The organism is Streptomyces sp. NPDC012827 (assembly GCF_042900905.1).
Lineage (GTDB): Bacteria > Actinomycetota > Actinomycetes > Streptomycetales > Streptomycetaceae > Streptomyces > Streptomyces gulbargensis.
Window position 1 is genome coordinate 275183 of sequence record NZ_JBIBBY010000006.1, and the last position, 19804, is coordinate 294986.

A 19804-nucleotide genomic window follows, 5' to 3' on the forward strand; every position below is an offset into this window, starting at 1 on the left:
CGCTGCCTGGGGCGGGGGCCGGCCGCGCCCGACGAGGACGCGGACCGGCCCCGGACCTGATGCCGAATCAGCCGCCGTTGATCGTGAGGTTGTTGGTGTTGAAGTTGAGCCCGCCGGACGACGAGGTGATCTCATAGCCGAACTGGACGTCACCGATGGTCTCGTTGCTGGGCATCCAGCCCTTGGTGTACGCGATCCAGTGGAGGATCGGCTTGATGTCCACGGTGCCGGAGTGGGAGTCGGACGTCCGCAGGAACGAGAACACCTGGTTCGACCCGTTGGAGCCCTTGTAGACGTTCCAGCTGTGGCCGCCGAGCGAGACGTTGGCCTGCCAGGTGCCGATCGGGCCGACCGCTCCGGTGTCGTTGACCCAGAGCATGATCTCGTACTGGTGGTCGGTGTCCCAGATGTCGTACGACGTGTTGTACGCGCCGGACGACGGGACGCTGACGTTGTAGGTGCTGGTGAGCCAACCGAGGGAGTCGATCCTCTTGTTGATCGTTTTCGTCGAGTTGGGGTAGGACTTGATGCCGCCGGTGTTGGGGTGGTCGGCCCAGACGCCCCAGCTGGTTCCGGAGTTGGCCCACAGGCACTGGCTGCCCGCGCCGGAGCCCCAGATGTTGTTGTAGAGCCTGTAGCCGTTCAGGCTGGTGTTGCCCCAGCGGTCGCAGGAGTTCCAGACTGCCGCCGAAGCGGGGGCGGAGGCGAGTCCGACGGTGGCGCCGAGAGCCATCGCCGGCGCCAGTACCGCCATGGTGACCTTGCGTATCGCGCTCTTGACCATGGTGTCCCTTCCACGGGTGGGGGAAATGTGGGGGTGTTACCACGCCTTCATGCCGAGGACGTGGTCCTCTCCGGCGACGGGATCGATCAACTCGGTGCCGCCGGGGAGAAATCCTGACGTCGATACGCGCGCGGGCGGTTCGGATCAGGGCCGGAGCACCGCCACGCCGTAGCGGTCGAGGGTGACCCGGTCGGTGACGGACGTCCCGGTGAGGAGATCGTGGTGGGTGCCGGGCACCTCGACGGTCACCGGCTCGCGGCCGTGGTTGAGCACGAACAGCGCTTCGCCCCGGCGGACGGCCTCGACCTGCCCGGGGAGGCCGTCGAGCACCGGCCGGACGCCGGCGGCGGCGGCGATCCGGGCCAGCAGGTCGCGCAGCGCCTCCGGCTCCGGGAGCGTGGAGAGATACCAGGCCCGGCCCTTGCGCAGGACGGCGGGCATTCCGTCGAGCTCGCCGCCCTTGTACGGCACGGTCTCGTCGGCGGACCCGTCGGCCTCCAGTTCCTCGGACCACAGGGACGCCCTGAAGCCCTCGCAGGCGACGGTCTCCCCCGGGTCCAGGGGCCACCACTCGTGCAGGGTGCGGATGCCGAACAGCTCGCGGAGCCGGACGTCCATGCCGCCGGGGCGGACCCGGTCGTCCTCGTCTGCGACGGCCGTCTGGAAGCCGCAGACGAGGGTTCCGCCCTGGCGGACGTAGGCGAGGAGGTTGTCGATCGCCGCGTCGGTGAGCGCGTAGAGCTGGGGCACGACGACCACCGAGTACGGCGTCAGGTCGTGCTCGGGGTGGGCGAAGTCGGTGGTGAGGTGGGCCTGCCAGAGGGCCCGGTGCCAGGCGCGCAGGACGTCCGGATGGTCCACCTGGCGGGACAGGCGGCCGTCCTGGGCGCCGGCCCACCAGGCGTGCCAGTCGTGCAGGATCGCGATGTCCGCGGTGATGGTCCGGCCGGACGTCTCGGCGGCGATCCGCTCCAGCTCCGCGCCGAGCCGCTTCACCTCCTGGTACGTCCGGCCGTCCGCCCCGGCATGGCTGACCATGCCGGAGTGGAACTTCTCCGCGCCCTGCCGGGACTGCCGCCACTGGAAGTAGCAGACGGCGTCGGCGCCCCGGGCCACGGCCTGCAGGGACCAGAGCCGGTTGAGGCCCCGGGGCTTGGGGTGATTCACGCCCCGCCAGTTGACGGGCCCGGCGGCCTGCTCCATGAGCATCCACGGCCCGCGCGCCTGGGAGCGGGTCATGTCCTGGACGAGGGCGCCGCTCTGGGCGCCCAGCGGGTCGCGCGGATCCGGATAGATGTCGACGGAGACCACGTCCTCCTCCTCGGCCCAGCGCCAGGCGTCCTGGCCCATCCACAGCGGCATGAAGTTGCTGGTGACCGGGGTGTCCGGGGTGTGGCGGCGGACGATGTCCCGCTCGGCGACGTAGCACTCCAGGAGCATGTCGGAGGTGAAGCGCCTGAAGTCCAGCACCTGGGTGGGGTTGCGCATGTAGTGGGGCAGGCGGGGCGGCAGGATGCCGTCCCAGGTGTCGTAACCCTGGCTCCAGAAGGCGGTGCCCCAGGCCTCGTTGAGGTCGTCGAGGGTGCCGTACCTCCCGCGCAGCCAGCGGCGGAAGGCCGCCGCGGCCTCGTCTCCGTAGTCGAAGGTGCAGTACTCGTTGTTGATGTGCCACATCGTCAGCGCCGGATGGCCGGCGTAGCGGGCGGCCAGAGCCTCGGTGATGGCGGCGGCGTAGCGCCGATAGGTGGCACTGGAGTGCGAGAAGTGCTGCCGGCCGCCCCACCACTCGGTGCGGCCGTCCTCGGTGACGGGCAGGGTGTCCGGGTGCAGGCGGCCCATCCAGGGCGGGGGCGAGGCGGTCGGGGTGGCGAGGACGACGCCGATGCCGTTGTCGTGCATCAGGTCCATCAGCCTGTCCAGCCGGCCGAACTCCCGCGCGCCGGGCTCCGGTTCCAGCGTCGACCAGGAGAAGACGCCGAGGGTGACCGAGTTGACCCGGGCCGCTTTCATCAGCCGGACGTCCTCGTGCCAGGTCTCCTCGGGCCACTGCTCCGGGTTGTAGTCGCCGCCGAAGAGCAGACGGCCGCGGGTCGCGTCGCTCAGGCCGGGCATCAGGCGGGCTCCCCGTACTGCACGCCGCGCCCGTTGGTGCCGAGGTAGACCCGGCCGTACACGCGCGGATCACCGGTGATGACCCGGCCGATCCAGCCCCACTGGTGCTGGTCGTCGTTGATCCGCACCCAGCTCCTCGCCTCGTCGTCGGAGCGGTGGACGGCATTGAGGCCCTGGGTCGCGCCGACCATGTAGATCGCCGGGTAGGTGGCGCCCGGGGCGGCCTTGCCGAAGCCCAGGGTGTGCGAGGACCGGCAGCTGCCGACCTTGGTGAAGGTGGCGCCTCTGTCGGTGGAGCGGTACAGGCCGGCCTCCTTCGCGCTGAGCCACAGATCACCGGAGCGTGCCGGTGCCGCGGTCAGCTGGAACTGCGCGTCACCCGAGGGCAGGCCGGTGGCCGTGGCGGTGAAGGTCAGGCCGCTGTCGGTGCTCGCGTGGACCGTGCCGGTGGCCGTGTCGTAGGCGTAGAGGAGCGTCGGGTCCACGGGATCCGCGACCAGGACGGCGCCCTTCGGTACGGAGGTGGCCTCGGACCAGGTGGCGCCGTTGTCCGTCGAGCGGTACGCCGGGTGGACGATGCCGTTCGAGGATCCGAGGGACCACAGAAGGACGCCGCCGTCGGCGTTGGTGACGATCGGGCCGGGCGCGTCCTTGGCGGCGGCCGGCTGTGACGCGAAGGGCGACCAGGTCCGTCCCCCGTCGTCCGACCAGGCACCGTTGGCGCTTTGGCTCCAGCCGGTGCGGACGACGTACGAGGGCCGGGCAGCGGCCTGGGCGAGTCCCGTCGTCGAACCGAACACGGGATTCGACGCCATGCCGCGCGAGGGGGATGCCGTGAGCGACTCGTGGTACATCACGCCGATGTCGCCGTTTCCGCTGATCAGATGCGCCTCTCCGACCGGCGGCGAGATCAGGTGGAGGACGGCGGTCTCCTCCAGGCCGCGGATCTGCGGCGCCCAGCGCCTGAGGTCGCGCGTGCCGTACAGGGTCGCGCCGGTGCCGTAGACGACGTGCCGGGAATCGAACGGGTCGAGTCCCAGGGCCTGGATCCACCAGCCGAACTTGGGCGTGTCACCACCCCACTTGAGGTAAGGGGTCTCGGAGACGTCGAAGACGGCCGCATCCTTCAGGGACGTCCAGGTGCGGCCGCCGTCGGTGGACCGGAAGACGGTGTCGATCTCGGCCCAGCGGTTGTTGGTGGACACGACGAGCGTCCCCGGCCGCCGGGCGTCGACGGCGACGCCGCCGTAGCCGAAGGCGTCGAGCCCGCCGTCGCTCGTCACCCCGCCGGGCTTCACGGGGGTGACCTCGGTCCATTTCCCGTCCGTCGTCCGCAGCTTGTGCACGCTGCCGTCGGACTGCCCGTTGGGGCCGGGGGCGTCGGCATACGTCACGTACAGCTCGCGGGTGAGGCGGTCGTACGCGGCGCGGACCGGCACCTTCGCGGAGGTGCCGGTCGGCCGGCCGGGGACGGGCTCCCAGGTCTTTCCGTCGGACGTGCGGTAGAGGTTGGGCCGGGCGGCGGTGCCGTCTGAGTCGCCCCAGCCGGCGTAGACGGTACGGCCCGCGGCGACCAGGAGGGTGATGCCCTGGCCGGTGGCGCTCGGGGTGGCCGGGAAGGCGGCGGGCTGCCACGTGGCCCCTCGGTCCGTCGACTTGAGCAGCCCGTCGTGCCGGGTGCCGAGCCACAGCGTGTCGCAGTTCCGCGGGTCGACCAGAAGTCGTTCACCGCATCCGCGCCCGTCCTCGTTGGCCCCGAGCTTCACGGTGAGGTCCGTGCGCTTCCAGGTGGCGCCCCGGTCCTCGGACCGCAGCACGGCCCCGTTGCCGGCCCAGGGCTGCGTGTACGTACCGAGGGCCAGGTACAGCCTGTTCCGGTGGGTCGGGTCGACGGCCATGGCCTCGACGCCGAGGAGGTTCCAGTCGTCCCAGCCGAGGTGGTCGGTCAGCGGGATCCAGCGGTCGGTGCGGTCGTCCCAGCGGTAGGCGCCCCCGATGTCGGTCCTGGCGTAGGCGAGCCCCCGCACCGACGGGTGGAACAGCACCCCGCTGATGAAACCGGTGCCGCCCATGACGGCGCCGCGCCACCGGTAGCCGCTCCTGGCGGCGGCCTGCGCCTGCCCCGGAACCACGGGCAGGGAGACGACCGCGGCGGCGACGGCGGAAGCGGCCAGAACGGAGCGCCTGCTGAGGTGGAACGTACTCATGACATACCTCGGTCCTGAGACGAAAGGGGGGATTCGAGCGGGGATCGGGGGCGCGGGGCCGCAGCCATGCGCGGCTCCGCCGCGTGGGCGCGACCCGAGGGCGTCAGCCCTTGACCGCTCCCGTGAGCATGCCCTTCTTGAAGTGCCGCTGGACGAACGGGGAGGCCACCGCGACCGGGATCAGCGCGAGGACCATGACGGCCATCTGCAGCCCCAGGGCCGAGAGTTGGCCGGTGCGGACCGCCTGCTGGAGGCCGGTCGGCGCCTCGGTGTTCTTCTGGACCAGCTGGATGAGCACGTTCTGCAGCGGCATCATCTGCTGGTCGCTGAGGTAGATGGACGCGTTGAACCAGGCGCTCCAGTACCCGACCGCGTAGAACAGCGAGATGACGGCCAGCACCGCGCGCGACAGCGGCATGATGATGGTCAGCAGGATGCGCGTCTCACTGGCCCCGTCGATGCGGGCGGACTCGGTGAGTTCGGGGGAGATCCCCATGAAGAAGGCCCGCAGGACGAGGATGTTGAAGACACTGACGGCACTCGGCAGGATCAGTGACAGATAGGTGTCGGTGAGGCCCAGCGACTGCACCAGAAGGTACGTCGGGATGAGGCCGGCCCCGAAGAACATGGTCGCCATGATGGCCATCAGGAAGAATCGGTGGCCCAGGCTCCCCGGCCGCGACAGGCCGTACGCCGCCAGCACCGACACCGTCATCGAGAACAGCGTGCCGAAGAGCGTGACACCGACCGAGACCATGATCGCCCGGCTGACCTGGCCTCCGCTGAGCAGTTCCGTGTAGTTGACGAAGGTGATGCCCTGGGGGATCACGACGAGGCCGCCGGCCCGGTCGATCACGGGCTTCGGGGAGAGGCTGGTGACGATCACGATCCACAGCGGACCGAGCACCCCCAGACAGCAGAGCAGGAGGAAGCCGCCCTTGGCGGTGAGTCCCGCCTTGCTCGGCGGCTCCTCCCACACCGGGCGGGCGGGGGCCTTGAGGCTGCGGATGAGCTGCGTGTTGAGGCTCACTTCTTGTACACCCCCTGCTCGCCCAGCAGGTGGGCGAACTTGTTCGCGCCCAGGACGAGACAGACTCCGATGAGTCCCTTGGCCAGGCCGACCGCGGCCGCGTAGCTGAAGTCGCCGTTCTGGATACCCATGTTCCACACGTACGTGTCGAGGACCTCGCTGGCCCCCGCGCCGACCGCGTACCGCTGGAGCAGGAACTGCTCGAATCCGACGCTCAGCGCGTCGCCCACCCTGAGGACGAGGAGCAGGGCGATCACCGGGCGCAGTGCGGGCAGCGTGACGTGCCACATGCGCCGCCAGCGTCCCGCGCCGTCCATGGCGGCCGCCTCGTACAGGTCGGTGCTGACGGCGGACAGCGCCGCGAGGAAGACGATGATCCCCCAGCCGGCGTCCTTCCACACGGCCTGCGCGGTGACCAGGTACTTGAAGAGGTCCGCGTCGGTCATCAGGTCGAAACCGCTCCAGCCGTGCTTCTCCAGGGTCTGCGCGATGATGCCCGCGCCGCCGAGGATCTGCTGGAACACGGTGACGACGAGGACCCACGAGAAGAAGTGCGGAAGGTACATGATCGCCTGCGCGACGGCCCGCACCCGAGGCCGGATCACGCTGTTGATGACCAGCGCGAGGACGATGGGGACGGGGAAGAACAGCACCAGTTGGAGCACGAACAACACGATGGTGTTCTTCGTGGCGCTCCAGAACAGCGGGTCGTCGAGCATGCGTGAGAACTGCTCCACGCCCACCCACGGGCTGTGGAAGACCGCTGTGATGCCGTTGCCGGAGACGTACGGGTCGTACTCCTGGAAGGCGACGACGTTGCCGAGCAGCGGGACGTAGTTGAAGAGCAGGAGCAGGGCGATGACCGGCAGCGTCATCAGGACGAGCGCGCGGTCGCGGCGCCACCGGACCCGGAAGGGAACCTTGCCGGCCTTGGCGGGCCTGCGCGGCAGGCTCTCCTTCACGGTGGCCGCGGCGAGCGCGGCACCTGGCTCTTCGACGGCCGCGGGGGGACGCGTCCCGTCGGGCCTGCTCCCGGCCGTGACGGACATCAGATGCCGCTGCCGTTCTTGTCGAGGAGCTCCTTGTACCAGTCGCGCAGCTTGTCGCCTCCGGAGGACTTCCAGGTGGAGATGGCCTGCTGGATGTCGGAGAGCTTCTTGTTGCCGCGTACGAAGTCGATCTCCAGCTGTTCGAACTGGCTGGAGAGGGTGGCGTACCGCGTCGGCTCGACGATGTTCATGCCGTAGGTGGACGTCTTCTTGACGAAGGCACCCTGCCGCTGCTGCCACTCGACCTGCATGCGGGTGATGTCGGGGAGGTCGGGGTGGGCGGTGTAGGGGGCCGGGGCCGCCAGCAGCACCCAGGCGTTGTTCACCTCCTGGACGCCCCGATCGTTCTTGACCGGGGCGCCGTTCTCGACCGTGTAGTGGGTGCCCTCGACGCCGTAGTCGACGAACATCCGCTCCTTGGTGCCGTAGGGCGCCGCCGCGAAGTTGGCGGCGGCCAGCGCGTTCTCGACCGTCTCCTTCGAGGCGCCCTTGCGGATCATCGACCAGATTCCGGCGGGCTGGCTGGGGTACAGCGTCGGACTGCCGCCGTCGGCGCCGAAGTAGTCCATGCCGGAGATTTCGAAGTCCGGGTTGGACGCGGCCTGTTCGGCGGTCTTGCCGTACCAGGAGGACATGTCGTCGTTGTAGACGAGGATCTGTCCGGAGGTGAACCGCTGGCTCGGGTTCCCCGTGTTCGCCTTGTCGTCGGGATGGACGACGCCCGCGGCGAACAGCTTGCGGACCCACTCCAGGTGTTCGAGGTACTCGGGGTGCTCGATGCGGTACGTCAGCTTGCCGTCGGCCCCGATGTTCCAGCCGAGCGACCCGGAGGGGCGGACCCCGAAGACGCCTGCCGCCGTCCACCGCATGTCACCACAGGCCCACACCTTGGCCTTGGCGCTGGTGGCCTCCTTGGCCCAGTCCAGGAACTCGTCGGCCGACGTGGGAACGGTGTATCCCTTCTTGCCGAAGATGTCCTTGCGGTAGAAGGGCACGATGTTGGGCACCGCGGCGGCGGGCATCGGGATACCGCGCAGCGCGCCACCGAAGATGCTCATGCGCCAGGAGTCGGTCGGGATCGCGGCCAGGTTCGGGTACTTCTTGACCTTGTCGCCCGCCAGGTAGGGGCCGAGATCCATGAACTTGGCGGTGACCGCGCTCGAGATCTTGCCGACCAGTTCCCAGCTCGGCACGACCACCATGTCGGGTATGGAGCTGGAGGCGAGAACGGCACCGAGCTTCTCGCCGTAGGTGTTGCCGTCCTGGTTCTGCCAGGTGATCTTGGTACCCGCCGCGGCGTCGAGCGCCGTGTAGTACGCGCAATCGGGCTTCGGGGGGGTGCCCCAGAGCGGGGCCATGATCTCGATGGGAGCGCCGGTACCGAGCCTTTTCGGGGCCGAGGAGACGAGGGTCGCGAGATCGACCTTGCTGGTGTAACCCGCTGACGAGCCGTTCTTCGACGGAATGTCCGGCCTGGCGACCGTGCTGGCGACGTAGGCCGGGAGCAGCTTGTCCGCGGCCTTGCCCGACGTGGCGCCCTCTCGCGACCCGCCGCTCCCCGCATCGCTGCAGGCGGCGAGGAGTGGCATTCCCCCGGCCACCGCTGCGGTGGCAACCGCCGTGGAAGCGAGGAAACTTCTCCGGCTCGGCCCGGAGGAGGCGGCATTCGGCGTCATTGCGTCAACCCTTCGTGGCGCACCTGGACACCCGGCGGGGGGCCGTCGGCTGTGGTGTCGTGACGGGAACTGGCTGAGCTGAAAGCGGCAATCCGACCACTGCTGCGCGATACGTAGTCGAAGCGCTTCGATGTTGCAGTGAGGTTAAGTGAACACCCATGGGCGCACAAGAGTCGGTTCCAAGATTCCCCCGAGGAGCAGGAGACGCTCGGGGCCCCTCCCCGTACGACCTGCTGCACGAGACGTTCCGGCGGGAACCGCACGAGAACGGCCACCTCCTTCGGCGCATCGGTACGCGTCACCCCCTCTCTGTCGCCGCCGATGGCCTGAAGGTTGCCGACGGGAGACGCGCAGATCTCCGAGAGCGGCGAGGACCCGGCGCACCGGTCGCCTCGCAGGCGGACGTGGTGGCGGTCGCGGGCGGCCTCTCCCCCGCCGGCCGCCTCCCGCAGACCTGTACGCCATGAGGAACACCTGACAAGGAAGGAGGGCCTCCGCAAGGCACTCCTCTTTCCTGCACGGCATTGACACCACAAGGCCGGAGTGGCAGCGTCGAAGCGCTTCACCCACCACCGTGGACCGGCCCGTCGCGCTCACGGAGCTCCTCCGCGACCCGCGTCCCGCGTCCCGCGTCCCGCCACCCGAGCCTCCCACCGGTCCGGATCACCGGGAACGGCTCGGCCGAGGACGACGCCCTCGCCCCCGACGGCGTGCCTCACGCCCCGGAACGGAGTGCCGATCCGGCCGGCCACCCCGCGCCGTCGCGGATGCCGTCGCGGCCGGGTGGACGCTCACCCGAACGCCCAAGGACAGCCACCCCTGGTACCGGGGCCTGATCACCGCGCACCGCGCGCGGACGGAGGAAACCACCCGATGAAGTTCACCGACGGCTACTGGCTGATGCGTCCCGGAGTGACCGCGCGCTACGCCACCGAGGTCGCGGAGGTCCGGGCCGACGAGCACCGGGTCACCCTCTACGCGCCGGTGAAGCACGTGCGCGGCCGTGGCGACACGCTCAACAGCGCGCTGCTGACGGTCGAGTGCTGGTCACCGGCCGAGGGCGTGATCGGGGTGCGTGCCACCCACCACGCCGGCTCGGTGCGCCGGGGTCCGGAATTCGCACTGCCCGGCGCGCGACCGGACGTGGGCACGGTGCACCGGAACGGCTCGACGGTCGAGCTCGACGCGGGTGAGCTGTCCCTGCGGGTGGACACCTCCCAGCCGTGGCACCTGGAGTTCTGCGCCGGCGGCCGGGTGCTGACCTCCGTGGGCGAGCGCGGCACCGGCTTCGTCACCGATGCCGCCGACCGTCACCACATGCTGGGCCAACTCGCCCTGGGCGTCGGCGAGCTGGTGTACGGACTCGGCGAGCGCTTCACCCCGTTCGTCAAGAACGGGCAGTCCGTGGACATCTGGCAGGCGGACGGCGGCACCAGCAGCGAGCAGGCGTACAAGAACGTCCCCTTCCACCTGACCAGCCGCGGCTACGGCGTCTTCGTCAACCACCCCGGCAAGGTGAGTTACGAGATCGGCTCGGAGGCGGTGGGCCAGGTCCAGTTCAGCGTCGAGGACCAGACCCTGGAGTACTTCGTCATCCACGGTCCCACCCCCAAGCAGGTCCTGGAGCGTTACACGGCCCTCACCGGCCGCCCGGCGCTACCGCCCGCCTGGGCGCTCGGCCTGTGGCTGACCACCTCCTTCACCACCGACTACGACGAGGCCACCGTCAACCGCTTCGTGGACGGCATGACCGAACGCGGCATCCCTCTGAGCGTGTTCCACTTCGACTGCTTCTGGATGCGCGGCTACCAGTGGTGCGACTTCGACTGGGACCCCGCCACCTTTCCCGACCCGGCCGGGATGCTTGCCCGCCTCAAGGAGCGGGGGCTGCGGATCTCCGCCTGGATCAACCCCTACATCGCGCAGAAGTCGGCCCTCTTCGAGGAGGGCATGCGCGAGGGCCACCTGGTGCGCCGCCCGGACGGAAGCGTGTGGCAGTGGGACCTGTGGCAGCCCGGCATGGCACTGGTGGACTTCACGAACCCCGCCGCCCGCGCCTGGTACACCGACAAGCTCCGCACCCTCCTCGACACGGGCGTGGACTGCTTCAAGACCGACTTCGGCGAGCGCATCCCCACCGACGTCGTCTGGCACGACGGCTCCGACCCCGAACGGATGCACAACTACTACACCCACCTCTACAACGAAGCCGTCTTCGAGCTCCTGCGCGAGGTACGCGGCGAGGGCGAGGCGCTGCTCTTCGCCCGCTCCGCCACCGCCGGCGGCCAGCAGTACCCCGTCCACTGGGGAGGCGACTGCGAGTCCCACTTCAACGCCATGGCCGAGTCCCTGCGCGGCGGACTCTCCCTCGGCCTGTCCGGCTTCGGCTTCTGGAGCCACGACATCGGCGGCTTCGAGGGCACCCCCACCCCCACCGTCTTCAAGCGCTGGGTGCAGTTCGGCCTGCTCTCCTCGCACAGCCGCCTGCACGGCAGCAAGTCCTACCGCGTGCCGTGGGACTACGGCGACGAGGCCGTCGAGGTCACCCGCGAGTTCACCCTGCTCAAGCACCGTCTCGCCCCGTACCTCCAGCGGGCCGCCCAGCAGGCCCACACCACCGGTGTCCCGGTGATGCGCGCGATGGTGCTGGAGTTCCCCGACGACCCGGCGGCGGCCACGCTCGACCGGCAGTACATGCTCGGCGACGACCTGCTCGTCGCCCCTGTCTTCACCGACGACGGCACGGTCGACCACTACGTGCCCGAGGGGACGTGGACCAACGTCCTGACCGGCGCCCAGGTCACCGGCCCCCGGTGGGTGCGCGAGCAGCACGGCTTCCACACCCTGCCGCTGCTCGCCCGCCCCGATTCCGTCATCCCGTTCGCCGCGGACGACCAGCGCCCGGTCTCCGCCTGGGCGGACGGCGTCGAACTACGGATCCACGCGTTCGCCGACGGGGCGCAGCGCACCGTCGTGATCCCGTGCGCCGACGGCCCCGCCGAGTCCGCCCGCTTCCATGTGCGCCGCACCGGCGACCGCCTCCACGTGACCACCGACAGCCCGCACGCCTGGCAGCTGCGGCTCGGCGGCCCCAACGCGACGTTGCACACGTGGCCGGCCGGTACCCCGGAGGCCGACCTGCCGTACCCGGCCTGAACTCTCCCGGGATCCGAGCCCAATCACGGCCCGGATCCCGGGAGCGGCGGTCAGCCGGCGGTCAGGGCGGTCCACTTCTGGTTGAGGCCGTTGTGGCAGTCCCACAGCTGGAGCTGTGCGCCGTCGGCGGTGGAGGAGCCCGGGACGTCGAGGCAGCGGCCGGAGGCGGGGTTGCGGTAGCCGCCGTTGTGGGGCTGCCAGACCTGGTTGGCGCCGCCGTTGCAGGCCCAGAGCTGCACCTTGGTGCCGTTGGCGGTACCCCGGCCGGCGGCGTCGAGGCACTTGCCGAGGGAACGCAGGGTGCCGTCGGTGTAGGCGGACCAGAACTGGTTGGCGCCGCCGCCGCAGCTCCACGTCTGGACGGCGGTCCCGTCGGCGGTGCCGGCGCCGCTCACGTCCAGGCACTTGCCGGTGATGCCGGACTGTACGCGTGCGGGGGCGGGGGCGGGGTTCCTCAGCCATCCCGCGCCGTCCGCGGCCCGGACGCCGCGGTGGAAGGCGTCGGCCATCTTCCGGTAGCCGGCGTCGTTGGGGTGCAGGGCGTCGGCCAGGTCGGCCGTGGTCAGGCCGCTCATGTCGACGTACGCGACGCGTTTGCCCGCGGCCTGTGCCTCGCTCACGATGCCGGGAACGGCCCGGTTGTAGGCGGCGCGGTACTGCTCCTCGGATCCGCTGGTGGACACGACCAGGGAGGCGACGAGGACGGTGGCGTCGGGGGCGGCGGCGGTGACCTGGTTGACCAGGGATTTCAGCCGGGCGGTGGCGGTGGGGACCTGGTGGGAGTTGTTCAGGTCGTTGGTGCCGATGTGCAGCGTCACGACGTTGGGCCGGTAGCGGGTCAGCGCGGCGTCGGCGAGGGTGGCGATCTGCTCGATGAGGTATCCGGAGTGGCCCTCGTTGTCGGGGTCGGACATCGACCCGGCCCGTCCCGTGCCCACGAAGTCCACCGGGTGGCCGTCGGCCGCGAGCCTGTCCCACAGCGGGCCCCGGTAGCCGTTGCCCGTACTGCTTCCCACGCCCCAGGTGATCGAGTCGCCCAACGGCATGACCCGCAGGGGCGTGTCGGGGGCGGCAGGGGCGGCGGAGGCCGGTGCCGCCCCTGCCGCCGTCACCCCGGCCGCCCCGAGCGCGGCGGCGACCAGCGTCACCCATGGGCGCGTCCAGGACTTGCTCATGCGCTTTCCTTTCTCGCGTTACGGGAGAGTGGTCCACTTCTGGTTGTTCTGGCCGTTGCAGGTCCACAGGACGACGGGCGTCCCGTTGGCGGTGCCGGCCCCGTCCGCGTCGAGGCACAGACCGGCGTGGACGTTGCGCACCGACCCGTCGGCCTGCCTGGTCCACTTCTGGTTGTCCTGACCGTTGCAGGGCCAGATGACGACCGGCGTGCCGTTGGTGGTGCCCTGGCCGGAGGCGTCGAGGCACTTGTCGCCGTAGACGCGGATCTCGCCACCGGCCCATGTGGTCCAGAGCTGGTTGGCGGCGGTGTGGCAGTCCCAGACCAGCGTCTTCGTCCCGGCCGCGGTGGAGGCGCGGTCCACGTCCAGGCAGCGGCCTGATCCGGTGCCGCGCAGACGTGCGGTGGTGGCGGCCAGCGGGCTTCCCCCGGTCATCCGGAACACGGCGACACCGTGCGCGGGCACGTTCGCGGAGATCTGGCCGGAGGTGCTCGACGTGCCGCCGGTCCACAGGTCGGTGAGGGTGAACGACTGCCCGGCGAGGCCGACCTGGGCGGCCGTGGTGGTGAGGGTCCTGGGGCTTCCTGCCCTGTTGAGCAGGCCCACGGCGACCGAACCGTCGGACAGGGGCTTGGCGAACACCTCGGTGTCGCCGTCGTCACGCACCCTGCGTCCGCCCGCCCCCAGCGCGTCCTGGTTGACGGCAATCAGCCAGGGATTGCGCAGGATGGCGCTCACGTCGGCGGACATGGTACGGATGTCGTTTCCGGCCATGAGCGGGGCGCCCAGCAGCGCCCACAGGGCGAAGTGGGTGCGGGACTCGGTCAGGGACAGGCCGGGGCGGCCGACGACCAGCATGTCGGGGTCGTTCCAGTGCCCCGGACCCGACTGCGCGGCCAGTGGTGCGGTGATGTCGAGGACGTTGCCGACGCCCATCGGGTAGCTGTTGGTGTTGCTGTTCTGCCAGATGTCGAGCAGGTCTTCGGTCGTCCGCCACAGGTCGGCGACCTGCCCCCAGTCGTAGGTGGCGCCGGTGGGGGCGTGGAAGCTGTTGGGGTTGATGCTGTAGACGATCGGGCGGCCGGTGGCGCGCAGGGCGTCGCGCATGAGCGTGAACTGTGCGATCTGCTCGCCGAGGGTGCCGCTGCCGGAGCACCAGTCGTACTTGAGGTAGTCCACGCCCCAGGAGGCGAACGTGGCGGCGTCCTGCCTCTCGTGTCCCTTGCTGCCCGTGGAGCCGGGGTAGGTGCCCACCCCCTGGGCGCACGTCTTCTCGTTGGGGGCCTGGTAGATGCCGAACTTCAGGCCCTTGCCGTGGATGTAGTCCCCGAGCGCCTTCATGCCGCTCGGGAACTTGGTGGGGTTGGCCCGCAGGTTGCCGGCCGCGTCGCGCTGCGGGTCGAACCAGCAGTCGTCGACCACCACGTACCGGTATCCGGCATCCCGCATTCCCGAGGACACCATCGTGTCCGCGGCCTGGCGGACCTGCGCCTCGGTGATCCCGCATCCGAAGCTGTTCCAGCTGTTCCAGCCCAGCGGAGGGGTGAGCGCGGGGCTGCCGGGCGCGGCCTCGGCGCTCGTGGGGGCGGTGACGGTGGTGACGCAGGCGGCGAGCGTCAGCGCGGCGGCCGCGAGGAGGCGCGGTAATCGTCGGTACAGGGGAACCACGGGATTCTTCCTTCCTTGGCCCGCACGGCGTGGGCCGCCGTGCGGGGCGGATCGGGGCGTGAGCCGGTGCTCGGGCGCCCGCGGGTCTCAGCGCTGGAGGGTGAGCAGGCCGGGTCGGTACGGCAGCTGCTGGTAGGGGGTGCCCTCAGGTGTGGCGGGGTCGTAGCCCTGGTAGAGGAACTGCAGGTTGCAGGGGTCGACGGTCATGGTCTGATCGGCGTTGACGCGGATCAGGTCCCCGTGGCTGATGTCGTCGGTCCAGGTGGCACCGCTGTTGGCCTTGCCCGCGAAGGGGCTGCTCTCGCTGCCGGCCTGGAGGGTCCACGGACCGTTCAGGCCGGGAGCGGTGAACGAGCGGAAGTAGCGGTCCTCGTTCGCCCCCCGGGCCTCGACGATCATGAGGTACTGGTTCCGGCCCTGGACCTTGTAGACCTCCGGTGCCTCGAACAGGTTCTTCGGGGTGTCACTCATGACCGTCGTGTACGACGAACCGAAGCTGCCCGGGAAGTTCGCGTTCGGCATGGCCGACCGGTAGATCTTGCCGTTGTCATCGGCGAAGAACAGGTACATGTTCTGGTCGTCGCCGATCAGGGTCGGGTCGATGGGGCCGGACTCGGGAAGGCCTCCGGTGAACAGCGGCTGCGGGGCGGACCAGCCGTTGGGATCGGTGGGGTCGTGGGACGTGCGGTAGGTGAAGGGCCAGGCCGTGCCCCATCCGTTCGAGGCCAGGACCCAGATGTTCTTCGGCGCGAAGTAGAACAGCTTGGGCGCCACCGCCAGGCCCTGGTTCATCCCGGTCTGGGGGGCCGTCGCCATGTCCGACCAGTCGGTGAAGGGACGGAACGCCATCGTGCCCCACGACGAACCGTCGGACGTGGTCGCGTAGACCAGGTTCTGGCCGTTGTACGGCACGGTCGTGAAGTCCTTCAGCGCACTCCACCCGTTCGCCGGACGGGCCAGCGGGCCGGTCGAGGTCCACCGGTACGTCGACGGGAGAGAACAGGTGTCCCCCGGCCCGGACAGGCCGGTCCACTTCTGGTTGTCGCCGCCGTGGCAGTTCCACAACTGCACCGCGGTGCCGTTGGCCGCGCCACCGCCCGACACGTCCAGGCACAAGCCGGACTCCGTGGCGACGAGCGTGCCGTCGGTGCCGACCCGCCACCGCTGGTTCGTACCGCCGTGACAGCTCCATATCACCGGCCGGGTCCCGGCCGTGGCACGGCCCGGAACGTCCAGGCACTTGCCGTCGTACACGGTCAGCCGATGGTCGTCCGTCAGGGTCCACCGCTGGTTGGTGCCGCCGTGGCAGTCCCAGATCTGCAGGTTCGTGCCGTCGGCCCGGCCGGCTCCCGGCACATCGAGACACCGGCCGGAGCCGACGCCCCGCAAGGCGCCGCTGGTGGCCGCGTGGGCCGGTGCGGCGACGAGCATCGCCGCCAGCGAGACAAGCGCCGCGAGCACGGCGGGGAGCGCCAGGAACCGATGTCCGCGGCGGGTTTGGCGTCTGCCCATGGTGACCTTCCACATCCTTGATCCAGCGGTGCGGGCGCCCGCGCCCGGAACCGGGCCCCTTTCGGGGTGCGGTGACAGAGGTTCCCGGTCTCCGGCGCCGCCGGACGAAGCCGTACGGCGTTCCTCGGGGCTTCACTCGCTGTTGTCGGTGACACATGCGTCCTCCGGGGCCGACCGGTCCGTGTGGTCGACCACCCAAACGAGGAGCCATTCGTTCGAAATCACGAACAGCGTGCGCAACTTCGTGCAGAATTTAGATTTCGGTCCGAGGCGCGGTCAACGTTTTCGACGAGTTTCGTTCCGCCGCCCCGGCAGGCCGGCCGGATCACGAAGTCGTCGTGCCGTCACACACGTTGACCTCCGTACGCGACGCCGTTTACGTTCAGCGTCGGTGCCGGCCCCTTCGGCCTGTTCGGGATGTCGGATCGTCGAGGTACGGGGACGATCCCTCCCCCGCAACGCCCAGGATCACGTCCGCCGGGCCCCCACCGGCGCGTCGGATCATCGGTGGGGCCCCCGTCCATGGAGCGGCTGCCATGCCCTCGCCGTGTCCGCAGCGTGCGGCTCGACGTGGCGGGGTCCTCGACGGAGGACGGAGCGGCGGTCGTGCGGATGACCGCCGACGGCCGTGGCGCGACGCCGGCGGTTCCGGCCGGCGATGGACCTTCCCCCCATCCTCCCGGGGCGGCGGCCCCGCCCGGGTTTCAGCGACCGAGCAATCGCTCTCTCGTCATCGAAAGGTGCACGATGTCTTCCTTCATCAGCAGGCGGCGCCTGCTGCAGGTGGCCGGGGCCACGGCCGCGGGATCCTTCATGGGCGCAACTCCCGCGCGGGCGGCCGTTCCTCCCGCGAGGGCCGACACAGGGGTTCTGGCGCACCCCTTCGAATTCGGCCAGGTCCGGCTCACCGCAAGCCGGTGGCTGGACAACCAGAACCGCACGCGGAACTATCTGCGGTTCGTCGACGTCGACCGGCTGCTGTACAACTTCCGCGCCAACCACCGGCTCTCCACCAACGGCGCCGCCGCCAACGGCGGCTGGGACGCACCGGACTTCCCCTTCCGTACCCACGTCCAAGGGCACTTCCTCACGGCCTGGGCACAGCTGTACGCCGTGACCGGGGACACCGTCTGCCGGGACAAGGCCACTCACATGGTCGCGGAGCTGGCCAGATGCCAGGCCAACAACGGCGCCGCCGGTTTCAGCGCCGGGTACCTCTCCGGCTATCCCGAATCCGACTTCACCGCTCTCGAACAGCGGACCCTGAGCAACGGCAACGTGCCGTACTACACCATCCACAAGACCCTCGCCGGCCTGCTGGACGTATGGCGCCACATCGGCAGCACGCAGGCCCGTGACGTACTGCTCGCCCTGGCCGGATGGGTCGACCGGCGGACCGGCAGGCTGAGCGTCCAGCAGATGCAGGCCGTGCTCCAGACCGAGTTCGGCGGCATGAACGCCGTACTGACCGATCTCCACCAGCAGACAGGCGACGCGCGGTGGCTCACCGTCGCCCGGCGGTTCGACCACGCAGCGGTGTTCGACCCGCTGGCGTCCGGCCAGGACCAGCTCGGCGGGCTGCACGCCAACACCCAGGTGCCCAAGTGGATCGGGGCCGCCCGGGAGTACAAGGCCACCGGTACGACCCGGTACCGGGACATCGCCACCAACGCCTGGAACATCACCGTCGGCGCGCACACCTACGCCATCGGCGGCAACAGCCAGGCGGAGCACTTCCGCGCCCCGAACGCCATCGCCGGCCACCTGAACAAGGACACGTGCGAAAGCTGCAACACCTTCAACATGCTCCTCCTCACCCGGGAGCTGTTCGCACTGGACCCGAACCGGGCCGCGCTGTTCGACTACTACGAGCGGGCGTGGCTGAACCACATGATCGGCCAGCAGAACCCGGCCGACGACCACGGCCACGTCACCTACTTCACTCCGCTCAATCCGGGAGGCCGGCGCGGTGTGGGCCCGGCGTGGGGCGGCGGCACCTGGAGCACCGACTACGGCACCTTCTGGTGCTGCCAGGGCACGGGCCTGGAGATGCACACCAGGCTGATGGACTCCCTCTACTTCCGCAGTGACGACACGCTGATCGTGAACATGTTCGTGCCCTCGGTGCTCACCTGGTCGGAGCGCGGCATCACGGTCACCCAGACCACGACGTACCCGGTCGGCGACACCACGACCCTGCGGGTCACCGGCAGCGTCAGTGGCACCTGGACCATGCGCGTCCGCATCCCGGGCTGGACCGCCGGGGCCACGATCAGTGTCAACGGCACGCCACAGAACATATCCACCACCCCGGGCAGTTACGCCGCCCTGACCCGCTCCTGGACCTCCGGCGACACGGTCACCGTCCGGCTGCCCATGCGGGTCGTCACGCGCGCGGCCAACGACAACCCGAACGTCGTCGCGGTCACCTACGGCCCGGTGGTCCTCGCCGGCGACTACGGCGACTCCTCGCTCAGCTCCCTGCCGACGCTCACCACGTCCTCGATCACACGGACCAGCAGCAGTTCACTCGCCTTCACCGCCACCGCCAACGGCTCCCCCGTCCGACTGGGCCCGTTCCACGACGCGCACGGCCACAACTACACCGTCTACTGGAACACCAGCGGCACCGTCCGGCTCGCCAACATGGCCAGTGGTCTCGTGCTGGGCATCCAGAACATGTCCACGGCCGACGGTGGCCGCGCTCTGCAGTGGAACGACTCGGGCACCGCCGACCACGACTGGCACATGATCGCCGACGGAAACGCGGTCCGCTTCCGCAACGCCCACAGCGGCAAGGTGCTCGGCGTCTCGAACATGTCGACGGCGGACGGAGCGGCCGTCCTGCAGTGGTCGGACAACGGCACCGCCGACCACCGGTGGACGCTGCTCGACCAGGGCGACGGAACGTACAGGATCCGCAACGAGAACAGCGGCAAACTGCTCGCCATCGCGAACAACTCCACCGCCGTGGGTGCGTTCGCGGTCCAGGACCCGGACGACGGCACGGCCGACAACCGATGGCGCATCGTGCGGAACTAGGCCGTGTCTTTTGGATCAGGCCGGATCAGGGAGCGGCGTCTGGCGCCGTGCATCGCAAGGCGGAGGAGGGAGTCCATGCGGAGCATCGGCGACCGACGACAACGCTGGGGGCACCTCCCGTGCCCGAAGGGCCACGGGGGAGAGGCGCGGCGCCAGACGCCGCGAGCCCGGCAAGATCCGAAAGACACGGCCTAGCTCCGTACGTCGCGTGCGCGGCGCTGCTTTCCCGGCAGGGTGGCGGCCGGCTCGCCCGCCAGGGAGACGTCGTGGCAGTCACCGTCCCGGCTGCCCCGGCACCACCACACCGGTGGGCCGGCGGCGTCCGCGTTCGACCTTTCAGCCTTCGTTCGACGGCGAGAACAGATCCGGTCCCGCGACGGCGGTGGCCAGGAG

11 protein-coding genes are annotated in these 19804 nt (G+C 70.1%); 2 read left to right on the plus strand and 9 right to left on the minus strand.

What is annotated here, in order from left to right:
- Positions 1 to 67: 67 nt before the first annotated feature.
- The 6 genes from ACFY60_RS15920 to ACFY60_RS15945 form a co-directional block, all read right to left on the minus strand.
- Complete coding sequence (locus ACFY60_RS15920) at positions 68 to 784, minus strand: hypothetical protein (RefSeq protein ID WP_388614313.1); 717 nt, start codon at positions 782 to 784, stop codon at positions 68 to 70.
- A 144-nt stretch (positions 785 to 928) separates the two neighbouring features.
- Positions 929 to 2896 (minus strand): beta-galactosidase, encoded by a 1968-nt coding sequence (locus ACFY60_RS15925; protein ID WP_388614316.1) that lies wholly within the window; start codon positions 2894 to 2896, stop codon positions 929 to 931.
- The gene (locus ACFY60_RS15930) at positions 2896 to 5103 is read right to left on the minus strand and encodes a 1,4-beta-glucanase (protein WP_388614319.1); all 2208 of its coding nucleotides are present in this window, start codon (positions 5101 to 5103) and stop codon (positions 2896 to 2898) included. The genes ACFY60_RS15925 and ACFY60_RS15930 overlap by 1 nt, the downstream gene beginning before the upstream one ends.
- A 103-nt stretch (positions 5104 to 5206) precedes the next feature.
- On the minus strand, positions 5207 to 6133 hold the full coding sequence (locus ACFY60_RS15935; RefSeq protein ID WP_388614321.1) for a carbohydrate ABC transporter permease: 927 nt from the start codon (positions 6131 to 6133) through the stop codon (positions 5207 to 5209).
- Positions 6130 to 7182, minus strand: coding sequence for an ABC transporter permease (locus ACFY60_RS15940; protein WP_388614324.1), 1053 nt, complete (start codon positions 7180 to 7182; stop codon positions 6130 to 6132). The genes ACFY60_RS15935 and ACFY60_RS15940 overlap by 4 nt, the downstream gene beginning before the upstream one ends.
- Positions 7182 to 8858, minus strand: a complete 1677-nt coding sequence (locus ACFY60_RS15945) for an extracellular solute-binding protein (protein WP_388614327.1) — start codon at positions 8856 to 8858, stop codon at positions 7182 to 7184. The genes ACFY60_RS15940 and ACFY60_RS15945 overlap by 1 nt, the downstream gene beginning before the upstream one ends.
- Before the next feature lie 873 nt (positions 8859 to 9731).
- Here ACFY60_RS15945 and yicI point away from each other — a divergent pair.
- Positions 9732 to 12014, plus strand: coding sequence for an alpha-xylosidase (yicI, locus tag ACFY60_RS15950; RefSeq protein WP_388614330.1), 2283 nt, complete (start codon positions 9732 to 9734; stop codon positions 12012 to 12014).
- A gap of 50 nt (positions 12015 to 12064) precedes the next feature.
- On the opposite strand, the gene ACFY60_RS15955 is transcribed toward yicI, so the two are convergent.
- From ACFY60_RS15955 to ACFY60_RS15965, 3 genes are all read right to left on the minus strand, one after another.
- On the minus strand, positions 12065 to 13189 hold the full coding sequence (locus ACFY60_RS15955; protein WP_388614332.1) for a ricin-type beta-trefoil lectin domain protein: 1125 nt from the start codon (positions 13187 to 13189) through the stop codon (positions 12065 to 12067).
- Positions 13190 to 13207: 18 nt separating this feature from the next.
- Positions 13208 to 14857, minus strand: a complete 1650-nt coding sequence (locus tag ACFY60_RS15960) for a glycoside hydrolase family 27 protein (RefSeq protein WP_388614335.1) — start codon at positions 14855 to 14857, stop codon at positions 13208 to 13210.
- Positions 14858 to 14944: 87 nt separating this feature from the next.
- Positions 14945 to 16369 carry a non-reducing end alpha-L-arabinofuranosidase family hydrolase gene (locus ACFY60_RS15965; RefSeq protein ID WP_388614338.1) on the minus strand — a complete coding sequence of 475 codons (1425 nt, stop codon included), beginning with the start codon at positions 16367 to 16369 and terminating at the stop codon, positions 14945 to 14947.
- A 747-nt stretch (positions 16370 to 17116) separates the two neighbouring features.
- On the opposite strand from ACFY60_RS15965, the gene ACFY60_RS15970 reads away from it, so the two are divergent.
- Complete coding sequence (locus ACFY60_RS15970; protein WP_388614341.1) at positions 17117 to 19411, plus strand: beta-L-arabinofuranosidase domain-containing protein; 2295 nt, start codon at positions 17117 to 17119, stop codon at positions 19409 to 19411.
- Positions 19412 to 19804 lie beyond the last annotated feature (393 nt).

Excerpts from the sequence above, each read along its gene's own strand:
- ACFY60_RS15920 (WP_388614313.1), bottom strand. The coding sequence starts at position 784 with ATGGTCAAGAGCGCGATACGCAAGGTCACCATGGCGGTACTGGCGCCG.
- ACFY60_RS15925 (WP_388614316.1), bottom strand. The coding sequence starts at position 2,896 with ATGCCCGGCCTGAGCGACGCGACCCGCGGCCGTCTGCTCTTCGGCGGC.
- ACFY60_RS15930 (WP_388614319.1), bottom strand. The coding sequence starts at position 5,103 with ATGAGTACGTTCCACCTCAGCAGGCGCTCCGTTCTGGCCGCTTCCGCC.
- ACFY60_RS15940 (WP_388614324.1), bottom strand. The coding sequence starts at position 7,182 with ATGTCCGTCACGGCCGGGAGCAGGCCCGACGGGACGCGTCCCCCCGCG.
- ACFY60_RS15945 (WP_388614327.1), bottom strand. The coding sequence starts at position 8,858 with ATGACGCCGAATGCCGCCTCCTCCGGGCCGAGCCGGAGAAGTTTCCTC.
- yicI (WP_388614330.1), top strand. The coding sequence starts at position 9,732 with ATGAAGTTCACCGACGGCTACTGGCTGATGCGTCCCGGAGTGACCGCG.
- ACFY60_RS15955 (WP_388614332.1), bottom strand. The coding sequence starts at position 13,189 with ATGAGCAAGTCCTGGACGCGCCCATGGGTGACGCTGGTCGCCGCCGCG.
- ACFY60_RS15965 (WP_388614338.1), bottom strand. The coding sequence starts at position 16,369 with ATGGGCAGACGCCAAACCCGCCGCGGACATCGGTTCCTGGCGCTCCCC.
- ACFY60_RS15970 (WP_388614341.1), top strand. The coding sequence starts at position 17,117 with ATGTCTTCCTTCATCAGCAGGCGGCGCCTGCTGCAGGTGGCCGGGGCC.